Annotated in this window: 23 protein-coding genes; all 23 read left to right on the forward strand. The window is 56.7% G+C overall.

Features of this window, described 5'->3' with window-relative positions; all coding sequences use genetic code 11:
* The first annotated feature begins 28 nt into the window (after window positions 1-28).
* On the forward strand, window positions 29-943 hold the full coding sequence (gene rsmI / locus VHE12_02490) for a 16S rRNA (cytidine(1402)-2'-O)-methyltransferase (GenBank protein ID HVZ79651.1): 915 nt from the start codon (window positions 29-31) through the stop codon (window positions 941-943).
* 17 nt (window positions 944-960) lie between these two features.
* On the forward strand, window positions 961-1,659 hold the full coding sequence (locus VHE12_02495) for a hypothetical protein (protein ID HVZ79652.1): 699 nt from the start codon (window positions 961-963) through the stop codon (window positions 1,657-1,659).
* A complete protein-coding gene (locus VHE12_02500; protein ID HVZ79653.1) occupies window positions 1,656-2,981 on the forward strand; it encodes a PhoH family protein in 1,326 nt (441 codons plus the stop codon). The genes VHE12_02495 and VHE12_02500 overlap by 4 nt, the downstream gene beginning before the upstream one ends.
* 13 nt (window positions 2,982-2,994) lie before the next feature.
* On the forward strand, window positions 2,995-3,999 hold the full coding sequence (gene pdxA / locus VHE12_02505; protein HVZ79654.1) for a 4-hydroxythreonine-4-phosphate dehydrogenase PdxA: 1,005 nt from the start codon (window positions 2,995-2,997) through the stop codon (window positions 3,997-3,999).
* Between the two features lie 207 nt (window positions 4,000-4,206).
* Window positions 4,207-5,949 (forward strand): carbohydrate binding domain-containing protein, encoded by a 1,743-nt coding sequence (locus VHE12_02510; protein ID HVZ79655.1) that lies wholly within the window; start codon window positions 4,207-4,209, stop codon window positions 5,947-5,949.
* 85 nt (window positions 5,950-6,034) lie between these two features.
* Entirely contained in the window at window positions 6,035-6,862 is an 828-nt protein-coding gene (rsmA, locus tag VHE12_02515) for a 16S rRNA (adenine(1518)-N(6)/adenine(1519)-N(6))-dimethyltransferase RsmA (protein ID HVZ79656.1), read from the forward strand.
* Window positions 6,863-6,934: 72 nt separating this feature from the next.
* Complete coding sequence (gene glmS, locus VHE12_02520) at window positions 6,935-8,791, forward strand: glutamine--fructose-6-phosphate transaminase (isomerizing) (protein ID HVZ79657.1); 1,857 nt, start codon at window positions 6,935-6,937, stop codon at window positions 8,789-8,791.
* Between the two features lie 464 nt (window positions 8,792-9,255).
* A complete protein-coding gene (locus VHE12_02525; protein ID HVZ79658.1) occupies window positions 9,256-10,539 on the forward strand; it encodes a hypothetical protein in 1,284 nt (427 codons plus the stop codon).
* 85 nt (window positions 10,540-10,624) lie between these two features.
* Window positions 10,625-11,425 carry a hypothetical protein gene (locus tag VHE12_02530; protein ID HVZ79659.1) on the forward strand — a complete coding sequence of 267 codons (801 nt, stop codon included), beginning with the start codon at window positions 10,625-10,627 and terminating at the stop codon, window positions 11,423-11,425.
* Between the two features lie 74 nt (window positions 11,426-11,499).
* A complete protein-coding gene (yajC, locus tag VHE12_02535) occupies window positions 11,500-11,823 on the forward strand; it encodes a preprotein translocase subunit YajC (protein ID HVZ79660.1) in 324 nt (107 codons plus the stop codon).
* A 184-nt stretch (window positions 11,824-12,007) separates the two neighbouring features.
* A complete protein-coding gene (locus tag VHE12_02540) occupies window positions 12,008-12,547 on the forward strand; it encodes a response regulator (GenBank protein HVZ79661.1) in 540 nt (179 codons plus the stop codon).
* Between the two features lie 51 nt (window positions 12,548-12,598).
* Complete coding sequence (locus tag VHE12_02545; GenBank protein ID HVZ79662.1) at window positions 12,599-13,954, forward strand: anthranilate synthase component I family protein; 1,356 nt, start codon at window positions 12,599-12,601, stop codon at window positions 13,952-13,954.
* Complete coding sequence (locus VHE12_02550; GenBank protein ID HVZ79663.1) at window positions 13,951-14,799, forward strand: aminotransferase class IV; 849 nt, start codon at window positions 13,951-13,953, stop codon at window positions 14,797-14,799. Before VHE12_02545 ends, VHE12_02550 begins: the two co-directional genes overlap by 4 nt.
* 183 nt (window positions 14,800-14,982) lie before the next feature.
* Window positions 14,983-15,834 carry a bifunctional methylenetetrahydrofolate dehydrogenase/methenyltetrahydrofolate cyclohydrolase FolD gene (gene folD / locus VHE12_02555; protein HVZ79664.1) on the forward strand — a complete coding sequence of 284 codons (852 nt, stop codon included), beginning with the start codon at window positions 14,983-14,985 and terminating at the stop codon, window positions 15,832-15,834.
* 20 nt (window positions 15,835-15,854) lie between these two features.
* Window positions 15,855-16,490 (forward strand): dephospho-CoA kinase, encoded by a 636-nt coding sequence (gene coaE / locus VHE12_02560; protein HVZ79665.1) that lies wholly within the window; start codon window positions 15,855-15,857, stop codon window positions 16,488-16,490.
* A 4-nt stretch (window positions 16,491-16,494) separates the two neighbouring features.
* A complete protein-coding gene (locus VHE12_02565; protein ID HVZ79666.1) occupies window positions 16,495-17,955 on the forward strand; it encodes a diguanylate cyclase in 1,461 nt (486 codons plus the stop codon).
* A complete protein-coding gene (locus VHE12_02570) occupies window positions 17,952-19,346 on the forward strand; it encodes a GGDEF domain-containing protein (GenBank protein HVZ79667.1) in 1,395 nt (464 codons plus the stop codon). Before VHE12_02565 ends, VHE12_02570 begins: the two co-directional genes overlap by 4 nt.
* A 245-nt stretch (window positions 19,347-19,591) precedes the next feature.
* Window positions 19,592-20,851, forward strand: a complete 1,260-nt coding sequence (gene rho / locus VHE12_02575) for a transcription termination factor Rho (GenBank protein ID HVZ79668.1) — start codon at window positions 19,592-19,594, stop codon at window positions 20,849-20,851.
* A gap of 4 nt (window positions 20,852-20,855) precedes the next feature.
* Window positions 20,856-21,785 carry a M23 family metallopeptidase gene (locus VHE12_02580; protein ID HVZ79669.1) on the forward strand — a complete coding sequence of 310 codons (930 nt, stop codon included), beginning with the start codon at window positions 20,856-20,858 and terminating at the stop codon, window positions 21,783-21,785.
* A gap of 142 nt (window positions 21,786-21,927) precedes the next feature.
* On the forward strand, window positions 21,928-22,239 hold the full coding sequence (rpmE, locus tag VHE12_02585) for a 50S ribosomal protein L31 (GenBank protein ID HVZ79670.1): 312 nt from the start codon (window positions 21,928-21,930) through the stop codon (window positions 22,237-22,239).
* Window positions 22,240-22,341: 102 nt separating this feature from the next.
* Window positions 22,342-23,409 carry a peptide chain release factor 1 gene (prfA, locus tag VHE12_02590; GenBank protein ID HVZ79671.1) on the forward strand — a complete coding sequence of 356 codons (1,068 nt, stop codon included), beginning with the start codon at window positions 22,342-22,344 and terminating at the stop codon, window positions 23,407-23,409.
* A gap of 2 nt (window positions 23,410-23,411) precedes the next feature.
* On the forward strand, window positions 23,412-24,293 hold the full coding sequence (gene prmC, locus VHE12_02595) for a peptide chain release factor N(5)-glutamine methyltransferase (GenBank protein HVZ79672.1): 882 nt from the start codon (window positions 23,412-23,414) through the stop codon (window positions 24,291-24,293).
* A gap of 133 nt (window positions 24,294-24,426) precedes the next feature.
* Window positions 24,427-25,930 (forward strand): DNA-directed RNA polymerase subunit beta (gene rpoB, locus VHE12_02600; GenBank protein HVZ79673.1); only part of this gene is annotated, 1,504 nt, incomplete at its 3' end.

A 25,930-nucleotide genomic window follows, 5' to 3' on the forward strand; every position in this document is an offset into this window, starting at 1 on the left:
CTTCGCGGTGCGATCCAGGAAAGTATGAATGTCCGAAAAGAACGCCATTAAACCCGCCACCCTTTACCTGGTCGCCACTCCCATCGGGAACCTGGAGGATATGACCTTCCGGGCCCTGAAGGTCCTCCGGGAGGTCCAACTGGTGGCCGCGGAGGACACCCGCAACAGCCTCAAGCTCCTGACCCATTTCGGCATCCAACCGGCCAAGCTCATTTCCTGCTTCGAACACAATGAGGTCAAACGTACCTCGGAGATCCTGGACGTGCTGGGTGGAGGAGGGGCGGTCGCCTTGATCACCGATGCCGGGATGCCGGGCATCTCGGATCCCGGGTCCCAGGTGGTCAAAGCGGTGGTGGAGAAAGGATTCGCGGTGGTCCCGGTGCCGGGGCCTTCGGCCTTGATCGCAGCCCTTCCGGCCTCGGGTTTTCCCGCGAGCCCCTTCACCTTCGCGGGGTTCCTGCCCGCCAAGGCCTCGGACCGGCAAAAGGCCCTGCACCAAATGAAATCCTTCGAACAGACGCTGGTCTTCTATGAATCGCCCCACCGCTTGCGCGCCAGCCTCAAGGATATGATGAACGTTTTCGGGAACCGGTCAGGGGTGGTGGGCCGGGAGCTGACCAAACTCCATGAGGAATTCGTGCGTGGGAACCTTCAGGAGCTTTGGAAGCATTTCAAAGCGGTGGAGCCCAAGGGAGAGTTCGTGGTCATGGTGGAGGGGGCCGAGCCCTTCGATCGCTCCATGCCGGAAAAATGGGCGGGGGTCTCCATCGCCGATCAATTGGTGCGGATGATGAAGGATCAGGGGTTGTCCAAGACCGAGGCGGTCAAGTCGGTCGCTAAACTCCGGGACCTGCCCCGGGAAGTGGTCTATCGGATCGCCACCGAGATCAAATGGGAAGAGGCCGGGGATCCGGGATCGGCCGCCGGCCCCGGGGAAGAATAAAGGCACAAGGGACGCTTTTGGCCAAGGTCAGAAAATTCTTGTTCGGGATCATCCTCAAGTTTTTTTCCGGGTGCCTGATGTTGTGGCTTTCCGCCGTGGCCGTCTGCGTGGTGGGATCCGCCTTGCCGCAGGTCCCTTGGGGCGAAACCCCGACCTGGGTCTTTCTCGGCGGGTTCGCCGCCTATTTCGCCGTCCATTTCCTTCTTTCCAAACCCATCCTGACCCATGTCATGGCCCACGAATTGACACACGCGTTGGCCGCCATGGCCCTGGGCGGCAAGGTCACTTCCATCCAAGCCTCGACGAGCGGCGGGACGACGGTCACGAACCGCTCCCATCTTTTCGTCAGTTTGGCGCCTTATATCTTCCCTTTTTACACCGCCGTGACATTGATGGTCTATGCGATCGCGGCGGACCGCTTCAAGGTCTATCTTCTTTTCCTGGTCGGCTTCACCTATGCGTTCCATTTGGCGCTGACGGTTTGGTCCTTGTCCCATCACCAACCCGACCTGGATGAGGGTGGGGTGGCCTTCTCCTTGATTTTCATTTTTACGGGAAATATGATTGTCTTAATGCTCCTCTTCACCTTCGTGTGGCCGCAGGCGCTTCCGCTTTCCGCCGTGTTTTCCGGGTCTCTGAGTTGGTCCCATCGTTTCGGTTCGACCCTTTTCCATTTCCTGAAGCCGTATTTCGTCCCACCGGAGGCTAAGCCATGAAGAAGACCTTCGTCCTGGATACCAACGTCCTCATCCACAACCCCCATTCGCTGGAATCCTTCGAGGACAATACGGTGGTGATCCCCCTGGGGGTCCTGGAGGAACTGGACACCTTCAAAAAATACGAGGACGAACGGGGCCGGAACGCCCGGGAAGTGGCCCGGATGCTGGACAACCTCCGCGCCAAGGGGAACCTGCAGGAGGGGATCCCCCTGGCGAGCGGGGGCATCCTGAAGGTCGACATCAGTTCCCCCACGACCCACCTGCCGGCCTCTTTGGCCCATATCAAGATCGACAACAACATCATTGGGATCGCCCTGGACCTCAAGGAAAAGGGCGAGAACGTCAAGTTCATCACCAAGGACATCAACCTGCGCATCAAGGCCGACGCCTTGGGCGTTGTGTCGGAGGATTTCGAGACCAATAAGGTCAATATCGACGAGCTCTATCCCGGCTGGGCCCAGGTCACGGTGAAGGATGCCCAGATCGACGAGTTCTATAAAAAGGGATCCATTTCCCTCAAGGATTTCGACGAAAGGCCCCTTTACGAGAACGAGTTCCTCGTGCTCAAAAGCGACATCCACGAATCCAAGACGGCCTTGGGGATCTACCGGGAGGCCAATAAGGACGCCCAAGCCCTTTGGTTCAAGGAACCGGAAGCTTGGGGCATCCGGCACCTGAACCGGGAGCAACTCTTCGCCTTGAACCTTCTCTTGAACGACCGGATTTGCATGGTGACCCTGGTGGGATCCGCCGGGACGGGCAAGACCCTTTTGGCCCTGGCCACGGGGCTCTTGAAGACCTTGGACGAGAAGAAATACCGACGGGTCCTGGTATCCCGGCCCATCGTCCCCATGGGCAAGGACATCGGTTATCTTCCCGGGACCAAGGACGAAAAGCTGATGAACTGGATGCAACCCATTTTCGACAACCTGGAATTCATCCTGGACAAAGGGCACCTGCAAAGCGATGCGGAGGAGGTGGACGACAAGGTCCAATACTTGCTGGATTCCCATAAATTGGAAATGGAGGCCCTGACCTATATCCGGGGCCGTTCCATCCCCAAGCAATTCATGATCGTGGACGAGGCCCAGAACCTGACCCCCCATGAGATCAAGACCATCGTGTCCCGCGCCGGGGTGGGCACCAAGATCGTGCTGACCGGCGATCCCTACCAGATCGACAACCCCTACCTGGACGCTTCCTCCAACGGCATGGTCTACCTGGCCGAACGCTTCAAAGGCAACGAGATGTTCGGGCACATCACCCTCTCCAAGAGCGAACGTTCGCCCTTGGCGGCCTTGGCCGCGAAAGCGCTCTGAACCGGGGGACTTCATGGCTTCCACGAAAAGACCATTGATCGGGATCACCATGGGCGATCCGGGTGGGATCGGAGGGGAAGTGACCCTCAAGGCCCTTTCGAAGATGACCGGATCTTCCAGGGCCCAGTTCCTTCTGTTAGGCGATTTCAAACTCTGGAAGACGCTCGCCAAGAAATTCCATTTCAAAAAATCGTTGATCTGGGTCAACGACGCCGAACTGGGCCGGGACCTGAAAAAAGGGATCGCGGTCCTCGACCTGGGTGGCGTCAAGAAGGTCCGGTGGGGAAAGGTCACCGCTCCCCAGGGTGCCGCAGCGGTCCGTTATATTTGCGAGGGGGCGCGGCTGGCCTTGGAGGGGGAAGTGGATGCCTTGGTCACGGCGCCCATCCATAAGGAAGCCATCCATAAGGCGGGTTGTCCTTATCCCGGCCACACGGAATTATTGGCCAAGCTTTCGGGCACCCAGGATTACGCCATGATGATGGTGGGTGGACCTTTCCGTATCGTCCTGCAGTCCATTCACGAACCTTTGTCCAAGGCGTTCTCCTTCATCAAGCCGAGCTTGGTTTGGGAAAAATTGGAGCTGACCCATAGGACCTTACGGAAGTGGTTCGGGATCAAGGGCCCCCGTATCGCGGTGGCGGGAGTGAATCCCCACGCGGGAGAAGGCGGAGCGTTCGGGAAGGAAGAGATCAAGGTGTTGGCCCCGATCGTCCAAAAGGCGCAAAAAATGGGGTGGCAGGTCTCGGGCCCCCATCCACCTGACACCTTGTTCTATTGGGCGTCCAAGAAGCCCTATGACGCCATCCTCTGCATGTACCACGACCAGGGCCTGATCCCGCTGAAGCTGGCGGCCTTCGACGAGGGGGTCAATTTGACCCTGGGGCTACCCTTTATCCGGACCTCACCGGACCACGGGACGGCCTTTGATATCGCTGGGAAGGGGGTGGCCAAGCCCGAAAGCATGGTGGCGGCCATCCATATGGCGGAAATGCTGGCGAATAAAAGGCTCCATTAAACCGATAGTCCCGCAGTTGCCGTGTTGAGGCCCCCAAAGTCCAATCCCTCAAAACAACCTAAAAAAGCGGCCGACGCCCAAGGCAGCGGAAACCCCTTTTTTAACCGCAAAAATGACTTATATCAAAAAGACAATGGATTGTTATGAGAATTGACCCCGGGTGATAACGTTCTTTCCAGAACGGGAAAACCAATGCGGAGGGGTCCAGTGAAATACAGTTCCAAATGGAAGTTCCAGGTGGCGGCTTTGGTGGCTTTTTTGGGATTGTCCTTCAGTTGTACCCGCGATATCTCGGTCCCGGTCTCCCCCAGTTTCACGCAATCCACTCCGACGGGAACCCCGACCAATACGGGTACCTCGACCTTTACGGTGACCAACACGCCCACGTTCACCTTCACCAATGTTCCGACCAATACCTCCACTTTCACATTCACGACCACCAATACCTTCACCTTTACATTCACCCCAACCTTTAGCCCGACCGATACCCCGGGCGGCAACACCTCGACGCCCACCAATACCGGGACCAACACCGCAACATCGACCGCGACGGGTACTCCAACAGACACCTTTACACCCACCCAAACGCCCACCAATACCGCCACCAGCACTGCGACCAGCACGCCGACGAACACGGCGACTAACACGCCGGACCCGAACCTGATCGACGATTTCGAGGATGGGGATGGGCAGATTTCGCCGGGTTCCGGCGCCTTCAACGGTTTTTGGAACGCCAATAGTGATGGAACAGCGGGGTCGAATATTTATCCCGCAGCCGCCAGTTGGGTGGATTCTTCCGCGCCGGGGAACGGCTCGTCCTATGCCGCTCACGTGACATGCGGGGCGGTGACCCAGTATGCGAATTTCGGATTCACTTTGATGAACCCTGCGGCGGCAGCCGACCTCTCGGCCTACACCGGGATCGTCTTCGATGTGAAGATGGACGTGGGAAGCGGAAGTCTTTTAACGGTGGCCGTTTCAGATGTGGATACGGATATGGCGGGTGGGGTTTGTTCTTCCTGCAGTGACTACCACAGTACCAAGGTTTGCATGACGACCGCCTGGACCCCGGTCACCGTTTTCTGGAACCAGTTGGCCCAGGCGGGTTGGGGAGTTCCTCAAGCCGCTTTCAAACCGGCCCAGATCTTTGGCGTCTATTTCCAATTCCCGACGGCCACCAATATGGGGGTCTGGATCGATAATGTCCGGCTGACCACTGCGACGGCACCGGGGCCCGAGCCAAATACTCGGGTCGATACCCTGCCTGCTGGTAGCGTGTTGAACAATCCGTCGTTGACGGGATTGCCCACGGGAACGCAAGGATGGAACAACTACTTTATCGGGGATGGCGGTTACATCATCCCGACGGTGGCAAACATCATCCAGTGTGGTGGTTATGTTTCCACCTTCCGGGCTCGTAATTTCGGTCATATCAGCATCACCAATGGCCCGGGAAGTTATCATTCCTACGTGATGACCGATGTGCTGAACGCCGGAGGGCCCCTGTTCGACGTATCCGGCTTTACCGGCATCAAGTTCTACCTCAACAACAACAATGGTACGCCCACTTCCGGCGGGCCTCTCTCCAGTTATTTCTACGTAATGATCCAGGAGACCTCGGCGGCAGGAGATGGCGGTAATTGCTCCGCTCATTGCTATGATCATCCGGGGGTGGATCTGACTTCTTATAGGGGGATGGGATGGACTTTAGTAACAGCGCCTTTTACTTCAATTAACTGGTGCAATGTGGCTGGCGGATATACTTATGGTAGTCCTCCGGCGCCGCCGGGAGGAGGCGCTTCCTGCGGCGGCTGGGGAACCACAGGTAATTTGGGGAACTATCCCACTGGACTACAGAACGTTACCAATTTCCAATTCGCAAGCACGTCCGGCGGGAATAACGTTGAGGTCGATATTGATCTGAGCGTGGACGACATCGAATTCTATTGATCGCCAGGCTGAAAGCCCGGTTCCCGAAAGGGGCCGGGCTTTTTTGTTTTAAGACCCGATCAAAACGGCCCGCTATAATGCGCCGATGGATCCCTTGGCCGGTCTTTTTCGTGAATATGCCTATCGTCCCCGAAAGTCCGCGGGACAGAACTTCCTGACCGATACCCGGATCCTCGACCAGATCGAGGGGGTCATCCAATGTCCCCCGGGCGATGTTTTGGTGGAGGTGGGCGGGGGATATGGGGCCCTGACGGAACGGTTGCTAAAGAAGGAACGCCCCCTCACGGTCATCGAGATCGACCATAAGCTTTTCGCCGTGCTCGAAAAACGCTTCGGGGGCCGGCCTGGGATCGCGCTCCAAAAAGGGGACATCCTCGAGTACGACTTGGCTCCCCTAGCGCCCCCGCCACCGGCCAAGATCACCTTGGCGGGGAACATCCCTTACTACCTGACTTCTCCCCTTATCACCCGGCTTTTGACCCAATATCATTCCCGACTCCGGTCGGTCTATCTCATGGTGCAAAAAGAGGTGGCCGAACGTTTGACCGCCGGCCCTGGGACCAAGGCCTATGGGGCGCTCACCCTTTGCGCTCAATACTACTCGGAACCTTCCCAGAAAGTGGCTGTGCCGGCCCGGTGCTTCCGTCCAAAACCAAAGGTCGATTCGGCCTTCGTGGAGTTAAGGATGCGGGAAACCCTTCCGTTGGAAGGGAAGGCGGAAGCGGAACTTTTTCGATTGGTGAGGGCCATTTTTCAGAGCCGCCGAAAAATGCTTTCCAATTCTTTGAAGTCCTTGGGAAAAACGCCGGACAAGGTCCAAGAAGCCCTCCAAAGGACCGGGATCGACCCCCAGGTCCGGGGGGAAACTTTGTCATTGGAAAGAATGATGGAGCTTTCTCAGGCATTGGCCTGAGCGCATTGTTCGTCCGGATTTTGCCGTGTTAAGATGCCGGGCCTTTTCGGGAAAGAAACAAGGGGGCGGTTCATGTGCGGTATCGTCGGCTACACGGGGACTAAACCGGCCGGGAATATCCTCCTGAACGGTCTGGCCAAGCTCGAATACCGGGGATATGACTCGGCGGGTTTGGCGTTGATGGTCCCTGGAAGTCCCCTGCGGACCGTTAAAAAAGCCGGGAAGATCCAGAACCTGATCAAGGCCTTTCAAGCCCTTCCTGCGGCCAAGCGCCAAGGGCCCAAGGCCGGTATCGGCCATACCCGGTGGGCCACTCACGGCCATCCGACCGATTCCAATGCCCATCCCCATACCGACTGCCATAACCGGGTGGCGGTGGTCCACAATGGCATCATCGAGAATTATCAGGCCCTTAAAACAAAGCTACGGGCCAAGGGACACCGTTTCCGGTCGCAGACCGATTCCGAGGTTTTAGCCCATCTGATCGAGGACCAACTGAAGAGATATCCCTGGGTGGAGGCGGTCCGTCGGGCCCTTTCCCTCATCGAGGGAACCTATTCGGTCGTGGCTGTTTATCAGGGGGAACCCGAGACCCTGATCGGTGCCCGCTCGGGAGGAGGGGGCCTGGTGGTGGGATGGGGCAATGGAGAGACCCTTTTGGCCTCGGATGTCCCCGCCTTGCTGGCCCATACCCGGCGGGTTTCTTATTTGGACGATGACGAAATGGCGGTCATCCGGCCGGAGGGGCCCCGATTCCTTAAAGTAGGGAACGGACAGGCCGTCACCAAAACGGTCTCTGAGATCGAATGGTCCGCCGAGCAGGCCGAAAAGGGTGGATATCCCCATTTCATGCTGAAAGAGATCATGGAACAACCCCGGGCGTTGGAGGACACATTCACTTCCCGGTTGGATCCGCGTACGGGCCAGATCCTGTTGGAGGGGGCCTTTTGGGCCTCGCCGTTCCTGAAAAGATTCAAAAAGATCACTCTTTTGGCGATGGGGACTTCCTATTACGCCGCTTTGGTGGGGAAGTTCCTGCTGGAAAAGCATCTCCGCATCCCGGCGGAGGTCGATAACGCCTCAGAGTTCCGTTACCGGGATCCCGTGATCGGGCCCGATACCCTGGTCGTCGTCATCTCTCAAAGCGGGGAAACGGTCGATACTTTAGTGGCCTTGCGGGAAGCCAAAGCGAGGGGAGCGCGGATCGCCGTCATTTGTAATGTCATGGGCAGTTCCGCCACGCGGGAGGCCGATGGGGTGCTTTTAACCCGGGCAGGCCCTGAGATCGGCGTGGCCTCTACGAAGGCCTTTACCACCCAGTTAGGGGCCCTTTGGCTCCTAGCCTTGCATTTGGCCAAGGAACGTAAAAGCCTGTCTTTAGGGCGGATCAAGGCGAAGGCCCTGGCTCTTTCCCATATTCCGCGGGTCATGCGGGGGATGTTGAAACAACGGAAGGCCATCGAAAAGGTGGCCCAAAGGTTCGCGGGGCACTTTAATTTTCTTTATATCGGAAGGGGCATCCAATACCCCATTGCCCTGGAAGGCGCCCTGAAATTGAAAGAGATCTCCTACATCCATGCCGAAGGTTACCCAGGCGGGGAAATGAAACATGGACCCATCGCTTTGATCGACAAGGCCATGCCGGTGGTGGCCATTGCCCTGCGCTCCTCCCGGGTTTACGAGAAAATGCTGAATAACATGGAGGAGGTAAAGGCCCGCTCCGGTCAATTGATCGCTCTTGTTGAAAAGGGGGATGGAATTGCGGCCCGAAAGGCGGATGCGGTGGTTGAGATCCCTGCGGTGGCCGAGGACCTTTCCCCGCTCCTGTCGGTCGTTCCCCTCCAACTCTTGGCCTATGAGATCGCTAAAAAGAAAGGCCGAGAGATCGACCAACCCCGCAATTTGGCAAAGAGTGTTACGGTCGAGTAAAAGGAAAAGGGTTTACCCTTTTCCTTTTCGAAAGAAAGCTCCGTTAATGGAGCTGTATCAGACCCCCATTTTGGGGCCTTTTTGAACATAAGCACCACAATATCTAGCGGTTTAGGGCCTTTTTGTTGGATTTTGGTGCTTGACAGGCCAAAAACACCCCCTTATATTTGGCCCGGTTGTTTGGGGGTCCCTTTTTTCCTTTGTTTTTAGGGAGTAAGGGGATTCGCGTGGAAATTTCACGCGCTTCGACTCAAGCGGAACCGTGAACACGACCGTTTGTTTGTCGAGGAGCCTATCGAGGGTGGCGCTTTTTTGGGAAGCGGCCCACGCTCGTATTGTTCTTCGGTCGTTGGGGCTGTTGGCAAGGCCCTGGAGCAGTGCCCCGGAGTTATTGGCCGGGGTTTCGGGTGTGGCACTCTTCCCTGAGGAGTGCAACCTAATAAAAGCTTTAAGGAGAGAGAAGCATGAAGAAAGGACTTTTGATGCTGTTGGCCGGTTTCATGGCCCTCGGCGTTGCGGTGAAGGCTTCCGCGAGCGCCCGTTTGGACGGTATGGCGGCCGATGTTCGTCAAGTTGAGGATATCGACCTGATTTGGTTGTATCCCAACAAGGTGATCGACTACAAGAATACTGTCGATTTCCGCTTGGCCGACGATTACAACGGCTGGGGCGGGGGCACCAACGAGTGGGGTGGCGCGATTGTGGATGAGAAGGCCGCCGGATTGGGTGTCATCGGCGTTTATGTCAATCGTCCTCACCGGATGTATTCGGCTTGGGCTAATTTAGCCAACCATCCTTATGGCCTCCAACCGTTGAGCGGAGAAACCTGGGCCAATGTCGGGAACGATTGGTTTGTTTATGGCTTGCATAACAATCAACGTAACCTCGACTTGTTCTGGGCCGATTCATTGGGAAGCACCGCCGACTTGGGCATTCACTTCACTTATGGTGATGGCTTGGATAACCAAGGTGGGTTCCCCAGCACCTATGACAGCCAGGATTATTCCTTGGCCGTTGGGCTGGGTTTTACCGACGTGGCTCCCTTTAACCAATTGAACGTCCACGCCGAATATCAAATGCAGAACGCCTCTTTCAACAATGGGAGCCTGAAGGATAATGGGATTAGCTCTATCCTGATTGGCGCCATGGGTTCTGCGGATTTGTCCTCCGACAATTCGATCCGTCCCTTTATTGACACTAGGATTGATAGCGAAAACCTGACAGACATCGCGGGAGATCCATTCAGCTGGTCGGGCTGGGGTTTAATGTTCGGTGCTTCCTGTGCCCATAAGGTCAATGGCGGCAAGGGTACGGTTTCGACCGGCCTTACCTTCGACTACTATGGCGCGGACCAAAAGGACCCGAATTTCGATTCTTTTGGATCCTTCACGGCTGATCAGTACTACGCTATCTGGAACGCCATGGTGGAATCCCAGATGAATAGCTGGTTGACCCTTCGGACTGGTATTGCCAAGCTCATTTTCGCCCGTGATTATGTTTCGAACAACACGGCAAATGCTACTTGGTATGATCCAACCAACGATCCGGTGGTCTTCAGCATGGGCTTCTCGGTTGCGGTCGAGAACTTCACGTTGGATGCTTCGATCGATGTGAATTCCTTGGAGAATAGCTTGGCCAATATCCAGCCGGGTAATGGCATCTTCTTCGGTTCAGATTACAACGAGAACAACAACAACGTGGGCGCGATGTTCCAGGTTGCCACTGCGGACTTGAAGTACAAGTTCTAAGTAGTTGGTTGAATACCCCGTCCCGCGTAAGCGGGACGGGGTTTTTTTTTATTCCGTAAAGCCAAAGGATGTGATCATGCGCAAAATGTCGAGGCCGATCCTTTTTTTTCTTTTTTCGTCCCTCTGTTTTTCGACCGTCCTTTATGCCCAAACCCCGATCTCCATGGCTGCCCCGACTTCCTTGGAACTCGAGAAAGAGAAATTGGATATCGAGCGCCTGAAACTCGAGAATGAGAAATTGAAGATGGAATTGGAAAAGGCGAAGTTACAAGCCTCGACTCCCTCTGCGACGGTGCCCACTTCGACGCCGAGTGGGGAGAAACCAAAGGATCCTACGGAAAAAGAAGTTAAAGGTTATCAACAAGATGTTTCCAATAAGGCCCGCGACCTGTCATTGGCCCATAAGGCGGAGGAAGACCTTCTCGTGATCGATTTTGTCAATGCTGAATTCTGGTACATGGGGGTCCGTTACAGTCTCCATGATTTTTATGATATTGAAGAGGCAAAGGTAAAGGTCGCGAAGCACTTGGACCAGAGGTTGGCCAACGGGACTCCGCGCTATCGTTACACAGTCCACAACGCGGCCTTGCTCCGGTATGAGTCCCGAGACCGGGGGATATTCGAGATGATACCGCCCGAAAAGCCGGGCGATTTCAGGATCATGACGCCCGAGGGGATCACATTGGACTCGGAAGTGGGGGATCTGCGGAATGCTTACCAGGGTCTCTATTTCAAGTACGAAGGGGTGGGGGAGACGGATGGGTTCAAAACGATCCGCTATCAACATAGCCAGGACCTTTTGGCTTTTGGGGACAAGCTCGAGTTCCTGGTCACGAAACAAGGAAAGATCCATAAGGTCCGTTATGGGGCCTTGGACGAAAGATGAGCTGCACTTGAAGGGCTGGACGCTTTGTGCATAATGCGTCCAACTGAATTTCATCTTTCTTTTTGAGGTGACCCATGCTCGACACCGCATTCGCACAGACCGCCACCCAAGCCGCTCCCGGCACGGCCGGGGGGGCCTTCATGAGCCTTTTCGTGACGACCATCCTACCCATCATGGCTCTCTACTATTTCTTTTTCATCTATCCGCAGGGCAAGGAAAAGAAGAAGAGGGAAGAAATGCTGGGAGCCATCCAGCGGGGGGACCGGGTGTTGACCCGGGGCGGGATCTACGGGACCGTGGCCGACATCAAGGAAAACATCCTTGTCTTGAAGATAAGCGATAATACCAAGGTCGAATTCGATAAAAGCTCCGTTGAAACGGTCGAAAAGCCTTCCTGAGGGCCATCTTCATCCTGATCGGGTGATCAGGAAGGCGATCGGTCAGGCAACCATTTACCAGGCAACTTCCGGAACTTTGTTAAGACCCCTATTTAAATAAAGATTTGGATAAATCCAGCCTTTCATCCATGGACCGAGGGATGGGATATAATCTCCCCATACCCGAAGGGACGTGAGCGGACCTATGAACGAGATCATGACGGCCCAGGAACTATCGGCCTACCTCAAGATCACGACGACTACCATTTACAAGTTGGCCCAACAGGGCGACCTTCCCTCTTTCAAAGTGGGAAGCGAATGGCGTTTCAAGAAAGAGCTCATCGACCGATGGCTCGAGAAGGGGACGAAGGCCGCCAAAAAGGTCTTGGTGGTGGATGACGAGCCCGCGATCTGTGAGCTTTATCAAAGGGCGTTGGATAGGAAAAAGTTCCAGGTCGATACCGCTAGGTCCGGTGCCGAGGCCGTCCAACTGGCCGCCAACGCCCAATACGATTTCGTGTTCCTTGATCTGAAGATGCCCGGGATGAACGGGGTGGAGACCTTCAAGGAACTCCGCAAGACCCAACCCAAGGCCGTGGTGGCCTTCGTCACCGCCTATCCGGACAGTGAACTGTTGAACGAGGCCATGCGTTTGGGCCCCCTGACCGTCATCTTGAAGCCCATTGATCTGGGCGAGATCCAGAAAGCCGTTGAATCCCTGGTCTTGATGACTTCCAAAACCTGAACCGTCCTCCTCTCGTCTTCGTCCCCCTGCTGGGTTAAACTTTCCCCATCCATGAGCTTCTCATCCCTTTCCAATGATCGTTATTTCCAAAAGTCCGGTGTCCTCGAGCGCTCCTTGGACCTCGTTGGGCTTTGGGAGAAGTGGTGCGGGGAAGGATTGGCTGCGTTGCTGGAAAGCGGGGGTCCACCCAATGAGGCGGCCCGTTGGTCCATCCTGGCGGGGTTTCCATCCGAAGAGGTCCTGGAAAGCCAAGGTGCGCTTTGGTATTGGAAGAACGGCGAACGCGGCCCCTTGGGCGGTTCTCTTGAAGATTGGATGAACTCCCAGGCGCCCAGTTCCGATTCGTACCTGCCATTTCCCTGGTGTTTGCGCGAAGCTTGGTTCGGAGTGTGGGGCTATGAATGGGGCCAGCCTGACACCGAAAAAGATCCCGGGCCACCCACGGCCCACTTTTTCAAACCCGCTCGGGTCATCGCCATTGACCGGTTGACCCGGGAATATTTCCTGATGGGGGACGGGCCCTTTGAGGTTGTGGAGCGTGGGTCCGCTCCAGAGACTTTCCGTTCATGGGGTCTTCGCGCCGGGATCGAACGGGAAAAATATGAAGGGATGGTCCGGAAGGCCCAGGTCTACATCGCCCAAGGGGATATCTATCAGGCCAACCTTGCCCACCCTTTCGAAGCCTGTTGGGAAGGACAACCTTCCGGTCTTTACCGATTGATCCGGGAACTGAACCCGGGTCCTTTCATGGGGATCTTCAAGGGAAGGGGATGCACCATCGTTTCTTCCTCTCCGGAACGTTTGATCTTGGGGCGTGGCGATCTTTTGGAAACAAAGCCCATCGCGGGGACCCGGCCACGGGACCTGGATGAGGTACGGGACCTTCAGTTGCGGGAAGAGCTACGGACGAACCCGAAGGAAAGGGCCGAGCATCTGATGCTAGTGGACCTCGCCCGGAACGATCTGGGCCGGGTGTCCAGGTTCGGGACGGTGGAAGTGAACCGTTTTTCCGAAGTGGAAGCCTATTCCAAGGTGCAGCATTTGGTCTCCACCGTCCGGGCGCAAAAAAAAGAAGAAGTGACCTTTTCCCAGGTGCTCCATTCCCTTTTCCCGGGAGGGACCATCACCGGTTGCCCGAAGGTGCGATGCATGGAGATCATCCGTGAATTGGAAGGACGCCCCCGAGGGTATTACACCGGAAGCCTCGGTTATTTCGGGCCGGGTCCCATTTTCGACCTGAACATCCTGATCCGAACCTTCACCCTTTTTGAGGATGGGACATTGGAGTTCCTGGCGGGAGCCGGGGTCGTGGCCGACTCGGATCCAGGCCGGGAATACCAGGAAACCCTTTATAAGGTCCAGGCCTTGGCCAAGGCTTTGGGAGCGGATTGGGAGGTGGGGCCGTGAAGGAAAGGATCTTCATGAACGGGCGCTGGGTCCCCTTGGCCCAGGCCCATTTATCCCCGCTTAATTCGGCGGTCCTCTATGGAGAATCGCTGTTGGAAGCCATCCCGGTCTATGGCGGTAAAGCCTTGTTCTTGAAGGAACATATGGGCCGATTGGACCGTGGCTGCCGTTTTTTAGGCTGGTCCCGGTTGGCGTTACCTAAGGTCGATCAGGCGATAAGAACCTATCGCTCGAAGGGAAAAGATTACATGTTACGGGTAGGCCTGGTCCAAGAGCTGGAGCCGCCCGCAGCTCCGAGGGATTTTTCGAAAAAACCACCCCTGTTCTTTGCGATGGCCCGCCCTTTGCGCCACTCCCTCACGGATCCCCGGCCCCTTCGAGGACGGATCGGGGTCGGCCGTTGGAGGGTACCTGGGCCCGAGGTCTATCCGGGACAATTCAAATGGATCTTTTACATGATGATCCGGGAGGATTTTCGCCATCATCCCACCTGGACGGAAATGCTGCGGCTGGATCGTGATGGATACGTAGTGGATGGAGGAAGTTCCTCACCCCTTTGGGCCAAGAATGGCGTCCTTCATCCACCCCTCCAGACCACGGGTGGCCTTGAAAGTGTCACTCGCACCAAGATCCTTCGTTTTGCCAGGTCCTTGGGCATCCCGGTCCGCCCACGGCGTTGGCGGCCCCAGGACGTCCTGAAGGGCGGGGAGCTTTTCTTGGTCGGCTCCGGTATCGGTGTGCTCCAAGCGACCCACTTATCGGGGAAAGTCTTACGGGGATCGCGCAGTATCAGTTCCCGTTTGTGGGAGCATTACCGGTCCCATGCCCTAGGGCTCAAGAGCTGATAACGGGGCCCGAGGAATCTTTCTCCTTTGTCCGGTTTCACCTTGAACTAGTCATTATTTTTCTTGGATCAAGATTGAACCGGTTCCGCTTTCCTTCTGGGCCGTAATTTCCTGAAACTTTGGCAAAAACCCTTGGTAAAAAGTGATAGATTGTTCCGGAAAATTCCAGGAGTTGGAGGGTTTATGCCCTTGTTGTTGGATGGGAATGCCGCTTCGAAGGCGGTCCAAGAACAGGTCGCCCGGCGCCTTGCCGCCCTTCCGGCCGGGGCTGGTAAGCCAGGGCTTGCCGTTGTTTTGGTCGGGGATGACCCCGCATCTCAGGTTTACGTCGGGCGCAAAAAGAAAGCCTGCGAGAACCTTGGGTTCTACTCTGAAGAACATCGCTTGCCCAAAGAGACCACCCAGGACCAGCTTCTGGACCTGGTCCGGACCTTGAACCAGAAGGCCCAAGTCCACGGGATCCTCGTCCAGCTTCCCTTGCCGGGCCATTTGAGCGCCCAAAGGGTCATTGAAACCATCGATCCGGCCAAGGATGTGGATGGGATGCATCCGATGAGCCTGGGGCGGTTAGTGGCGGGCCTGCCCGGCCTTCGGTCCTGCACTCCGGCGGGCGTTATGGCCATGCTGGAACATTACAAAATACCCGTGTCGGGAAAAAGAGCGGTCGTGATCGGCCGTAGCATCATGGTCGGAAAGCCGATGGCCCAACTTTTGGTGGAGGCCAACGCGACCGTGACCGTCTGCCATAGCAAGACCCGGGACATCGCTTCCGTCGTCCGGGAGGCGGAATTGGTGGTGGCGGCCATCGGCAAGCCCCGCTACGTCACAGCGGATATGGTGCGGGATGGGGCGGTGGTCGTGGATGTGGGGATCAACCGGCTTCCGGATGGGAAACTCTGCGGCGATGTGGATTTTGAGGCGGTTTCTCCAACAGCTTCCGCCATTACGCCGGTGCCTGGTGGCGTCGGCCCCATGACCATCGCGCTCCTTATGAGGAACACCTTCGATGCATTCTGGAGCCAAACCCACCCATAAAGCCGACCAGCGGGGATCCCATGACAAGCCATAAAAGGCCCTGGAAGATTGGGTTGACCGGTGGCCCCGGGGCAGGGAAGAGCCTAGCCCTCCGGTTCCTGGCCCGAAAAGGGGTCCCGACCCTTCAAACCGACCATTTGGGGCATGAACTATTGCGGGATAAAGGGTTCAGTGGAAGACTTTCCCGCCGTTTGGGGAAAGAGATATTGGATGTCCGGGGCCATGCGGACCGGGGCAAACTTGGGGAACTCGTATTCAAGGATCCCCGAAAGCGTGTGCTTTTGAACCGAATGATCCACCCGATGATCCGCCGAAAGGTCGCCCAGTGGGTCCTGGCCCAAAGGCGTGCCAAGGCGGGACTGGTGGTGGTGGAGGTTCCCCTGTTGTTCGAAAGGGGTTTTTACAAATATTTTGACGGTTGTCTTTCGGTCTCGGCCCCATCGGCCTTGAGGCGAAAAAGGTTGAGAGCCCGTGGTTGGGACCGATCCGAGGTCCGCAGGCGGGAAGGGACCCAATGGTCCCAATCGCGGAAGGACCGGAAGGCCGATTGGGTCCTGAGGAACGACCGGAGCCCGGCGGAGCTAAGGAAAAAGGTCGACCTTTGGTTGTCATCCATCAAGGATGGCCCCCAAGGGATGAAGAAAAAGGTGTTTTGATCCTATGGACATCCTAGTCCTTTTCGAGAATTGGAAAGCCTCCAAACGTTGGGCCTTCGTTGGCGTCCTTTTCGTGGCCGCCATTGGGGTCAATTATTTGGCGGCCCTGCGTAATTGGGAGCCCATTTCTCCCATATGGCTGTATTTCTTGCCGCTGATCTTTTCCGCCATGCTCCTGGGTCCTTGGGTGACCTATACGATGGGGGGCATTATCGGGACCCTTTGCTTGCTGTCCTTGGCCACCTCCAACATGCCCGCCTGGTTCTTCCTGACCTTCATCGCGGCCTTGTGCATCAACGCCTGGGGGTGGCAACGCTGGAGCCGGGCGAGGGACATGAGGTCCTTTGACCTCCATAAAAGATCGGAAGAACTGGAGCTGAGCATCAACGATACCCAAATCGCCCACGAGAAGGTGAAGGTGGCCCTCCAAGCCAACCAGATCAAGATCCAGCGCTATACAGCCCTGAACGAACTGGCCCGGAACCTCGCCATGACCTTCAAGACCCAGGAGGTGGTGGTGCTCTTGATCGAGACGATCTCCAAGACCTTCATGGTGCCCGGGGGGGTTTATTCACTGCTTTTGTTCGATAGTTCCATGGGGAAAGCCCTGCATTCGGTGCGCTATAGCGTGGACACGGACATGGAAGTCCGGCTGAACCGGGAGAGGCTCAACCCGGAAGAGACCTTCAATGCCTGGGTCGTTGCCCAGGGTAAACCCCTTTTGATCACCGATGCGGCCAATGATTTCCGCTTCCAGAACTACACCCCGGAAGCCCAGGTGCGAAGCCTGGTGGCGGCTCCTTTCATGGAGGGCCAGGAGGTCATGGGACTCATCCGAATGGAAAGCTGTTTTCCGGGTGCTTTCCGGCAGGAGGACGCGAGGCTCCTGTCCAATTTCTGCGACCTCGGGATCGTCGCCCTGGAGCATGTCGCCCTTTACCGCCAGACCATCGAACTGGCCATTACCGACGGCCTGACGGGGCTATATGTCCAGCGTTATTACAAAGAAAGGGTCCGGGACGAGGTGTTCCGGGCCCTGGAACACAAACTCCCGCTTTGCCTCATGATGATCGATGTGGACCACTTCAAGCGCTATAACGATACCTATGGCCATTTGGTGGGGGACAAGGTCCTGAAGGCCGTCGCCAAGATCCTCAAGGAAACGGTCCGCACCGTGGACCTGGTGGCCCGTTATGGCGGCGAGGAATTCTCCGTGCTCCTGCTCAAAACGCCCTGGAACGGCGCCAAAACGGTGGCGGAGCGAATCCGGCAGAAAGTGGAGGCCCAGGAGATCGTCGCCGGACAGACCGTGACCCATATCACGGTCAGCATCGGGGTGTCCGAATTGAGCCCCCAGTTCAAGGACGTGGAAGGCTTCATCGATACCGCCGACCAAGCCCTCTACCGGGCCAAGGGGGAGGGCCGGAACCGTGTCCGGGTGGCCAATGAGGGGAAGGTCCCATGAACGGCTTCCTTCAAAAAGCTTCCGGGGTCGGGTTGGCGGTTTTCATCCTGGTCCTGGGGCTTCTCCCTAGTCCGGGAGCTTTCCTTCTTTGCCTTCCTTTTTTCTTCATCGGGCCCCTGGGATTCACTTCGTCCATCACCGCCCGCTGGTTCGCGGTGACCTTTGGTTTGGGGTTGGCGCTCGGCCGGTTCCAATTCGGGCATTATCCCCAAAGTTGGGTCGTGCCGGAGGTGCTGGTCCTGGGTGCGATGGCCATTGTCCCTGAATTCATGGCCCGGCGGGTGGAGGAGATCCGTTCGAAGATCCAATTGCAATTGAGCGGCCGGGAAGCCGAATACCAATCCCTCCGGGAGTCTTCCGACTCCACCAAAGCCCAGAACACCCAGATCGAGAAGCAGCTCCGCCAGATCGAACATCTTTACGATGTCATCAAGGAAGCGGGAAGTACGCTGAACGTTCAGGAGATGATCGAACTCACCAAGGATTTCACCGAACGGATGTTTGACCTTCCACATTTCATCATCGCGGTGCTTTCCAACGACGGCAGGAAATTCGAGATCCGCATCGCTTCGGGATGTGACGATTCGCTCTTCCGGTCCTTTGAATTGGACCCGGAAGCCAATTCCATGGGGGCCCTTTTTGCCCGCCAGAAAAAGCCCCTTTGGGTGCCGAATGTGGAGGATCAAGACCCCTACCGGAAGCTCTCCAACCTCGCCATCCAATCTTTCCTGTTCATGCCCTTCCTGATCCAGGACCGGGTCATCGGGTTCCTTTGTTCCTTTTCCCCCGAAGGGGACCTTTTGGACAACGAGCGCTTCTCCAATTTCCAGGTCTTTTCCAACCAGATCTCCATCGGGCTGCAAAAAGCCCTTCTCTATGAAAAGGTCCAAAAACTCTCCATCACGGACGGGCTCACCAAGCTCAATTCGCATCGTCATTTCAAACAACGTTTGGAGGAAGAACTGGTCCTGGCCAGTCGTTACAACTCCGAATTGAGCCTGCTCATCCTCGATATCGATCACTTCAAGAAGTACAACGACAATTTCGGGCATGTGGCGGGTGACCATGTACTGATGGAGGTGGCCCGGCTGCTCAGGGAGCAGACCGAGAAGACCCATATTCCAGCCCGTTATGGCGGGGAGGAAATGGTGTTGGTGGCCCCTGAGACCTCCAAGGAGCAAGCCATGGAGTTGGCCGAGAAGATACGCCGGTCCATCGAAACCTTTTCATTCACGGTAGGTAAGGAAACCACCCAAGTGACCGTTTCCATCGGGGTGGCGACCTTTCCAGCGGACGCTCAAACCAACTTGGACCTCATCAGCAAAGCGGATAAAGCCCTCTATGCCGCCAAAGCCCGGGGTCGGAACCGGATCGTGGCCTATCCCCTCTAGGACCTTGCCGGCGCCAAAAAATAGTTGACAGAGGAGGGGTGGATGGTAGGATGACCCATCTTCGCAAGACTTCCCGTGTCATCCCCTTAAAACGGTCTTACTTCCGGAACCACCCCATTTCCCCCATACAACTTTTGGGCATTTGACCCGCCGGAATACGGTTTTCGTTTTAATTCTGATCAAAAATCCATTCGTTAAGGCCTGACTCCTCCGGGGTGGCCGATCTTGGAAAGGACCTTCCTTTTATGGATATCGCGGATCTCAAGAAAAAGACCATCGCCGAGCTCACGGAGCTCGCCCGGGGGTTGAACCTCGAGGACATCAGCGCGATGAAAAAACAGGACCTGATCTTCAAGATCCTGGAGACCCAGACCCAGCGGAACGGTGTCATCAACGCGGAAGGGGTGCTGGAGATCCTGCCCGATGGATTCGGGTTCCTACGGTCCGCCAATTACAACTACTTGCCCGGACCCGACGACATCTACGTCTCTCCATCCCAGATCCGCCGCTTCAACCTGCGCACGGGCGATACGGTCACCGGCCAGGTCCGCCCGCCCAAGGAAGGAGAGCGTTATTTCGCCCTCCTCAAGGTCGATACGATCAATTTCGAAGCGCCCGAAGCCATCAAGCACAAGTTGCTTTTTGACAACCTGACCCCCATCTATCCCAACAAGCGTATCGTCCTGGAAACGACCCCGGACGAGCTGTCCATGCGTGTCATGGATCTTCTGATCCCCCTGGGAAAAGGCCAACGCGGTCTCATCGTGGCGCCTCCCCGAACCGGCAAGACCATCCTGCTCCAGAAGATCGCCAACAGCATCGCCAAGAACCATCCCGAGGTCTATCTCATCGTCCTTTTGATCGATGAGCGTCCGGAAGAGGTCACCGATATGCAACGGTCGGTCAAGGGCGAAGTGGTCTCCTCGACCTTTGATGAACCGCCCGAGCGGCACGTGACCGTCGCCGAGATCATCATCGAAAAGGCCAAGCGATTGGTCGAGCATAAGCGCGATGTGGTCATCCTGTTGGATTCGATCACCCGCCTGGGCCGGGCCTATAACACCATCGTCCCCTCGTCGGGGAAAGTTCTCTCCGGCGGTGTGGACTCCAACGCCCTGCAGCGTCCCAAGCGTTTCTTCGGCGCGGCCCGCGACCTGGAGGAAGGAGGGAGCCTGACCATCCTGGCCACCGCCTTGATCGATACGGGAAGCAGGATGGACGAGGTCATCTTCGAGGAATTCAAGGGCACCGGCAACCAGGAGATCATCCTGGACCGAAAACTGGCGGAGCGCCGTGTTTTCCCGGCCTTCGACATCACCCGTTCCGGGACCCGCCGTGAGGAACTCCTGATGAGCGACGAGGAGTTGAACAAAGTCTGGGTCCTCAGAAAGATCCTCAATCCCAACAACCCCGTGGAAGCCATGGAATTCCTTCTGGACAAGATGCGCCGCACCAAGACCAACAAGGCCTTCCTGGAATCCATGAAGGGCCCCGTCAGCGATTAGGCCCATGGATCCCTTCCTGCGGCGGGTCTACCTCACCGTCGCCGGCGTCTTGGTCGTACTCTGGAGCGCCATGGCGCTCCTGACCTTCGACCGTTGGGCTCCCAGCCTCGCCGAACGATTGAGGGCCCCTGCCGCGAGCCCCGCGTCATCCCTGCAGGATTTCACCCCTTTTCTCAAGACCCCTGGCATCCGGTATTCCCTTTACCATCCCCAATCGGGCGAGACCTTCGCCACATTGGCTAAAAAATTCGACCTCCTGGAGACCACCCTTCGGAGCCTCAATCAGGCCAATGACGAAAGCCAGCCCAAAGCCGGGAGCCCCATCTTCATCCCTTCCAAGGACGGCATTTATCACTTGGTCCATTCCGGACAGGGATTGGCGGACATTTCCCGCGCTTACGGCATTCCCTTAAGGGACATCCTCATCGCCAACCAAAAGAGGGATGACTCGGACCTGCACGCGGGCGATGTGCTCTATCTACCCGGAGCTTCTTACTTGGGCCAGAAGGACCCGCGTTGGGTCGCGCTCATGAGCCTAGGGGCCCAAAAAGGTTTCTTGAAACCCACCACCGGGCGGTTCGCGGACGGATTCGGGTACAGGATCCATCCCATCACCCACAAGCTCACCTTTCATGAGGGACTGGACCTGGCGCCAGGGTTCGGCCACGCCGTGGTCGCGGCCCAGGATGGGAAGGTGGTCTTCGCCAACCTGCGGGCGGGGTACGGCCGGCTCATCATCCTGGACCACGGGGCGGGTCTGACATCCTATTACGCCCATCTGGACGAGATCCTGGTGAAGCCCAATCAGTGGGTCAAACGGGGACAATTGATCGGCAAAGTGGGGAAGACCGGGCGGGTCACCGGGCCCCATCTCCATTTCGAGGTTCGGCTCTATGGAAAACCTCAAAATCCCCTGCTTTACCTCGTCCAATGACCGACTTTCCGGGAAACAAGCCCGAAAAAGGATCGCCGATCCTCCAAGGTTGATTTTTTAGGTTTTTACCCTAAACTTACCAGTCCCTTGGGGCTCCGGCCGATCCGAGCCGGTCCTGGGGCAAAAAAAACGGAGTCTTAGCATGAAAACTGGCATCCATCCGAAGTACTACAAGACCAAGGTCGTCTGCATTTGTGGGAACGTCATTGAGACCGCTTCTACCAAGGGCGAGACCTTTTCGGTCGAGATCTGTTCCGCTTGCCACCCCTTCTTCACCGGGAAGATCAAGCTGGTGGATATGGCCGGCCGGGTCGAGAAATTCCAAAAGAAGACCGTTGTTGCAGCCAATGCCCAGGCCGAGAACAAGGCCCGCTTGGAAGCGAAGGCTGTCGCCGCCGCGGCCAAGAAGGCCAAACGGCAAGCCGCCCCTCCCCCCGCCGAAAAGAACAACTAGCTTCCATTTCATGACCTAAAGCCTCAGGAATTCAATTCCTGGGGCTTTCTGTTTTTTGTCGTGAAAACCCGATGCGATCTACCCACCGAGAAATGACGGACCATGATCGAGACCAAGATCCTACAAGCCGAAAAGAGGTTCAAAGAACTCTCGGACCGGTTGACCCATCCTGAGACCTTTTCCAATTCGTCCGAGCTGCAGAAGATATCGAAGGAGCATGCGGACCTGGAACCCTTGGCCCGCAAGATCGAGGAATTCCGCAGGTCCCAGAAGGAACGGGAAGAAGCCGTCCACCTGGCGCAGGGTGCGGAGCCGGAAATGAAGTCCCTGGCCGAATCCGAGATCCCTCTGTTGGACAGGCGGATCGAAGAGATCCAAAAAGAGCTCAAGACGCTTCTTTTGCCTAAGGATCCCAATGGGGACCGGAACGCACTGATCGAGATCAGGGCGGGCACAGGCGGCCATGAAGCGGCCCTTTTCGCGGCCGATCTTTTCCGTATGTATTCCCGCTATATCGAGCGGATCGGGATGAAGGTGGAGCTCATGGATTCAAGTCCGACCGACCTGGGCGGGTTCAAAGAGATCGTATTCATGGTGATGGGGAAGGGCGCCTTCGGCCGCTTCCGCTTCGAGAGCGGCACCCATCGGGTCCAACGGGTCCCTGCCACCGAAGCCTCGGGCCGTATCCATACTTCCGCGGCCACCGTGGCCGTCCTTCCCGAGGTCGATGAAGTGGATGTGGAGATCAAGGACTCGGACCTTCGCATCGACACCTTCTGTTCCTCGGGGGCCGGGGGGCAAAGCGTCAATACCACCTATTCGGCCGTGCGCATCACCCATTTGCCTTCGGGGATCGTGGTGCAGTGCCAGGACGAACGTTCCCAGCTCAAGAACAAGGCAAAGGCCATGAAGGTGCTTTACGCCCGTTTGAAGGAAAGGGCGGATGTGGAGGCGCAGGCGAAGGTGTCGGCCACGCGCAAAAGCCAGGTGGGGAGCGGGGACCGCAGTGAAAAGATAAGGACCTATAATTTCCCCCAGAACCGTGTGACCGACCATCGGATCGGGATGACCCTCTACCAATTGGACAAGGTCATGGAGGGTTATTTGGACGAGTTCGTCGAGGCCTTGGCCCTGGCCCGGCAAGAAGAACTGTTGAAGGAAGAAGGCTAAGAGTGGAGGACAAAGTCCCCGAGTCCTGGACCCCCTTGAGGATCCTCCAGTGGGCGGTCCCTTTTTTGGCCCAAAAAGGCCTCTCCAACCCCCGGTTGGATGCCGAGGTCCTGGTCGCCCACGCCTTGGGGATCAAGAGGCTCCAAGTGTATCTCCAATATGACCGGCCCTTGGACAAGGAAGAACTGGCCAGGATGCGGTGTCTTTTCCAACGTCGGGCCCAACATGAGCCGATCCAGTACATCACGGGAATTAGGGAATTCTACGGGTTGGCCTTTTACGTCGCCCCTGGGGTCCTTATCCCAAGGCCTGAAACCGAGCTTTTGGTCGAAAGGGCTTTGACTCACTTGAAGACCCTCCCCGAAGAAAAACGGCTGGTTTTGGACTTGGGAACAGGAAGCGGGTGTATCGCTCTTGCGATCGCCAAGACCTTATCTTGCCGCGTTTGGGGTGTTGATCGGTCCGAAAAGGCCCTGGAATTGGCTGTATCCAATGCCACGAAGCTGGAAGTACCAGGGGTGATTTGGCGCCTGGGAAGCTGGTTCGATGCTTTGAAGGCCGAGGATCCCACCCGGTTCGGGGTGATCGTAAGCAATCCACCCTATATCCCCTTCGAGGAAAAGCAGGGCTTGGCCCCGGAAGTAAGGGATTTTGAGCCTCCGGAGGCTCTTTTCGCTGAAAACAAAGGATTAGGGGCCTATCAAGAGATTCAAAAGGATTTGATGGATCATTTGGATCCTGATGGGGCGGCTTTTTTCGAATTGGAGGCCAATGGCTACGACAAAGTCCGGGGGCTTTTTGGCACGGAGTGGGAGATGAGTCCCTATTCCGACCTCCAGGGTATCACCCGGGTCTTGGGGCTTTTTCCTAGGCAAAAGAGTTGACTCTTTTCAAGTTAAATCTATATAATTCGCCCTCTTTGGCCCTAAACGGGGAAACCCCTTCCCCGCTTTAGTTTTTCAGGACGTTTCCGATCCATTCCTAAATGTTCGATCTGGAGGACCCTTCGTGAAGAAAATGAAATTTGGTCGTCGTGAACGCATCGACTTCAGCCGCATTCCCGTCATCATGGATATGCCGGACCTGATCGAATTCCAACGCAAGTCCTACGACGCCTTTCTTCAAAAGGAAGTTTCCCTCGAACAGCGGATCGACCAAGGCCTTCAATCGGTCTTCTCCAGCGTTTTCCCGATCTGGGATTTCAATGAGGTTTCCTCCCTGGAGTTCGTTTCCTACACGCTTTTAGAGCCCAAATACAACGTGCGCGAATGCCAGGAACGCGGGATGACCTATTCGGTCCCCATGAAGGTCACCCTGCGGCTGGTCATCCGCGAGGAGGACCCTGAGACCCACACGAAAAAGGTGAAGGACATCCGTGAGCAGGAGGTCTTCTTCTGCGACCTGCCCATGATGACCGATCGCGGGACCTTCATGATCAACGGCGCGGAGCGGGTGATCGTTTCCCAGTTGCACCGTTCGCCCGGCGTGACCTTTGACGAGGATGATAAGCTCTCGGCCGCAGGTAAGAAGATGTTCATGACCAGCGTCATTCCCTACCATGGCAGCTGGCTCGAGTTCGAGTTCGATGTGAACGGCATCCTTTATGCCCGCATCGACCGCAAGCGCAAATTCGTGGCCTCGACCCTGCTTCGCGCCTGGGGCTTCTCCACCGACGAGGATATCCTCAAGATCTTTTTCGACGTGGAGACCTTGGAGGTCTCCGACAAGAAACTGCAAGGAAAGGCCGCTGCGTCCGATGTGGCCCATCCTGAGACGGGCGAGGTCGTGGTCGAGACCGGCGCCGATTTCACGGCCGAGGTCGTTGCCGCCCTCAAGAAGATCGGGGTCAAGAACGTGAAAGCCGTTCCCTCCAACCCCAATGACGTCTCCATTCTCAATACCCTGCGCAAGGACAACACCAACAACCAGGACACGGCTCTGGTGGAGATCTACAAGAAAATGCGTCCTGGCGACCCTCCGACCTTGGAGAACGCCCGCAGCCTCATGGACAACCTTTTCTTCAACAAGAAGCGTTATGACCTGGCCCGCGTCGGCCGCTACAAGATGAACAAGAAGCTGGCCATGAAGACCAGCCTGGAGAACCGTACCCTTTCCAAGGAAGACCTGGTGGCGATCATGCGTTACCTCTTCGACCTGTGCAACGGCAAGGGCGAGAAGGACGATATCGACCACTTGGGCAATCGCCGCATCCGCACCGCCGGCGAGCTCCTGGAGAACAAGCTCCGCTTGGGCTTCACCCGGATGGAACGGGCGGTCCGGGAACGCATGTCGATCGTCGACATGGACATGAACCCGATGCCCAGCCAGCTCATTTCCACCAAGCCCATCACGGCCGCGGTGAAGGAGTTCTTCGGAACTTCCCAGTTGTCCCAGTTCATGGACCAGACCAATCCCCTGGCCGAGCTCACCCACAAGCGTCGCTTGTCGGCCTTGGGACCGGGCGGCTTGAACCGGGAGCGCGCCGGCTTCGAGGTCCGCGACGTGCACCATACCCATTATG

It is taken from the genome of bacterium, from assembly GCA_035549195.1.
Classification (GTDB): Bacteria; Oederibacteriota; Muellerivitia; order Muellerivitales; family Muellerivitaceae; genus DASZRK01.

Excerpts from the sequence above, each read along its gene's own strand:
- rsmI (HVZ79651.1), top strand. The coding sequence starts at position 29 with ATGTCCGAAAAGAACGCCATTAAACCCGCCACCCTTTACCTGGTCGCC.
- VHE12_02500 (HVZ79653.1), top strand. The coding sequence starts at position 1,656 with ATGAAGAAGACCTTCGTCCTGGATACCAACGTCCTCATCCACAACCCC.
- pdxA (HVZ79654.1), top strand. The coding sequence starts at position 2,995 with ATGGCTTCCACGAAAAGACCATTGATCGGGATCACCATGGGCGATCCG.
- rsmA (HVZ79656.1), top strand. The coding sequence starts at position 6,035 with ATGGATCCCTTGGCCGGTCTTTTTCGTGAATATGCCTATCGTCCCCGA.
- glmS (HVZ79657.1), top strand. The coding sequence starts at position 6,935 with ATGTGCGGTATCGTCGGCTACACGGGGACTAAACCGGCCGGGAATATC.
- VHE12_02525 (HVZ79658.1), top strand. The coding sequence starts at position 9,256 with ATGAAGAAAGGACTTTTGATGCTGTTGGCCGGTTTCATGGCCCTCGGC.
- VHE12_02530 (HVZ79659.1), top strand. The coding sequence starts at position 10,625 with ATGTCGAGGCCGATCCTTTTTTTTCTTTTTTCGTCCCTCTGTTTTTCG.
- yajC (HVZ79660.1), top strand. The coding sequence starts at position 11,500 with ATGCTCGACACCGCATTCGCACAGACCGCCACCCAAGCCGCTCCCGGC.
- VHE12_02540 (HVZ79661.1), top strand. The coding sequence starts at position 12,008 with ATGAACGAGATCATGACGGCCCAGGAACTATCGGCCTACCTCAAGATC.
- VHE12_02545 (HVZ79662.1), top strand. The coding sequence starts at position 12,599 with ATGAGCTTCTCATCCCTTTCCAATGATCGTTATTTCCAAAAGTCCGGT.
- folD (HVZ79664.1), top strand. The coding sequence starts at position 14,983 with ATGCCCTTGTTGTTGGATGGGAATGCCGCTTCGAAGGCGGTCCAAGAA.
- coaE (HVZ79665.1), top strand. The coding sequence starts at position 15,855 with ATGACAAGCCATAAAAGGCCCTGGAAGATTGGGTTGACCGGTGGCCCC.
- VHE12_02565 (HVZ79666.1), top strand. The coding sequence starts at position 16,495 with ATGGACATCCTAGTCCTTTTCGAGAATTGGAAAGCCTCCAAACGTTGG.
- VHE12_02570 (HVZ79667.1), top strand. The coding sequence starts at position 17,952 with ATGAACGGCTTCCTTCAAAAAGCTTCCGGGGTCGGGTTGGCGGTTTTC.
- rho (HVZ79668.1), top strand. The coding sequence starts at position 19,592 with ATGGATATCGCGGATCTCAAGAAAAAGACCATCGCCGAGCTCACGGAG.
- VHE12_02580 (HVZ79669.1), top strand. The coding sequence starts at position 20,856 with ATGGATCCCTTCCTGCGGCGGGTCTACCTCACCGTCGCCGGCGTCTTG.
- rpmE (HVZ79670.1), top strand. The coding sequence starts at position 21,928 with ATGAAAACTGGCATCCATCCGAAGTACTACAAGACCAAGGTCGTCTGC.
- prfA (HVZ79671.1), top strand. The coding sequence starts at position 22,342 with ATGATCGAGACCAAGATCCTACAAGCCGAAAAGAGGTTCAAAGAACTC.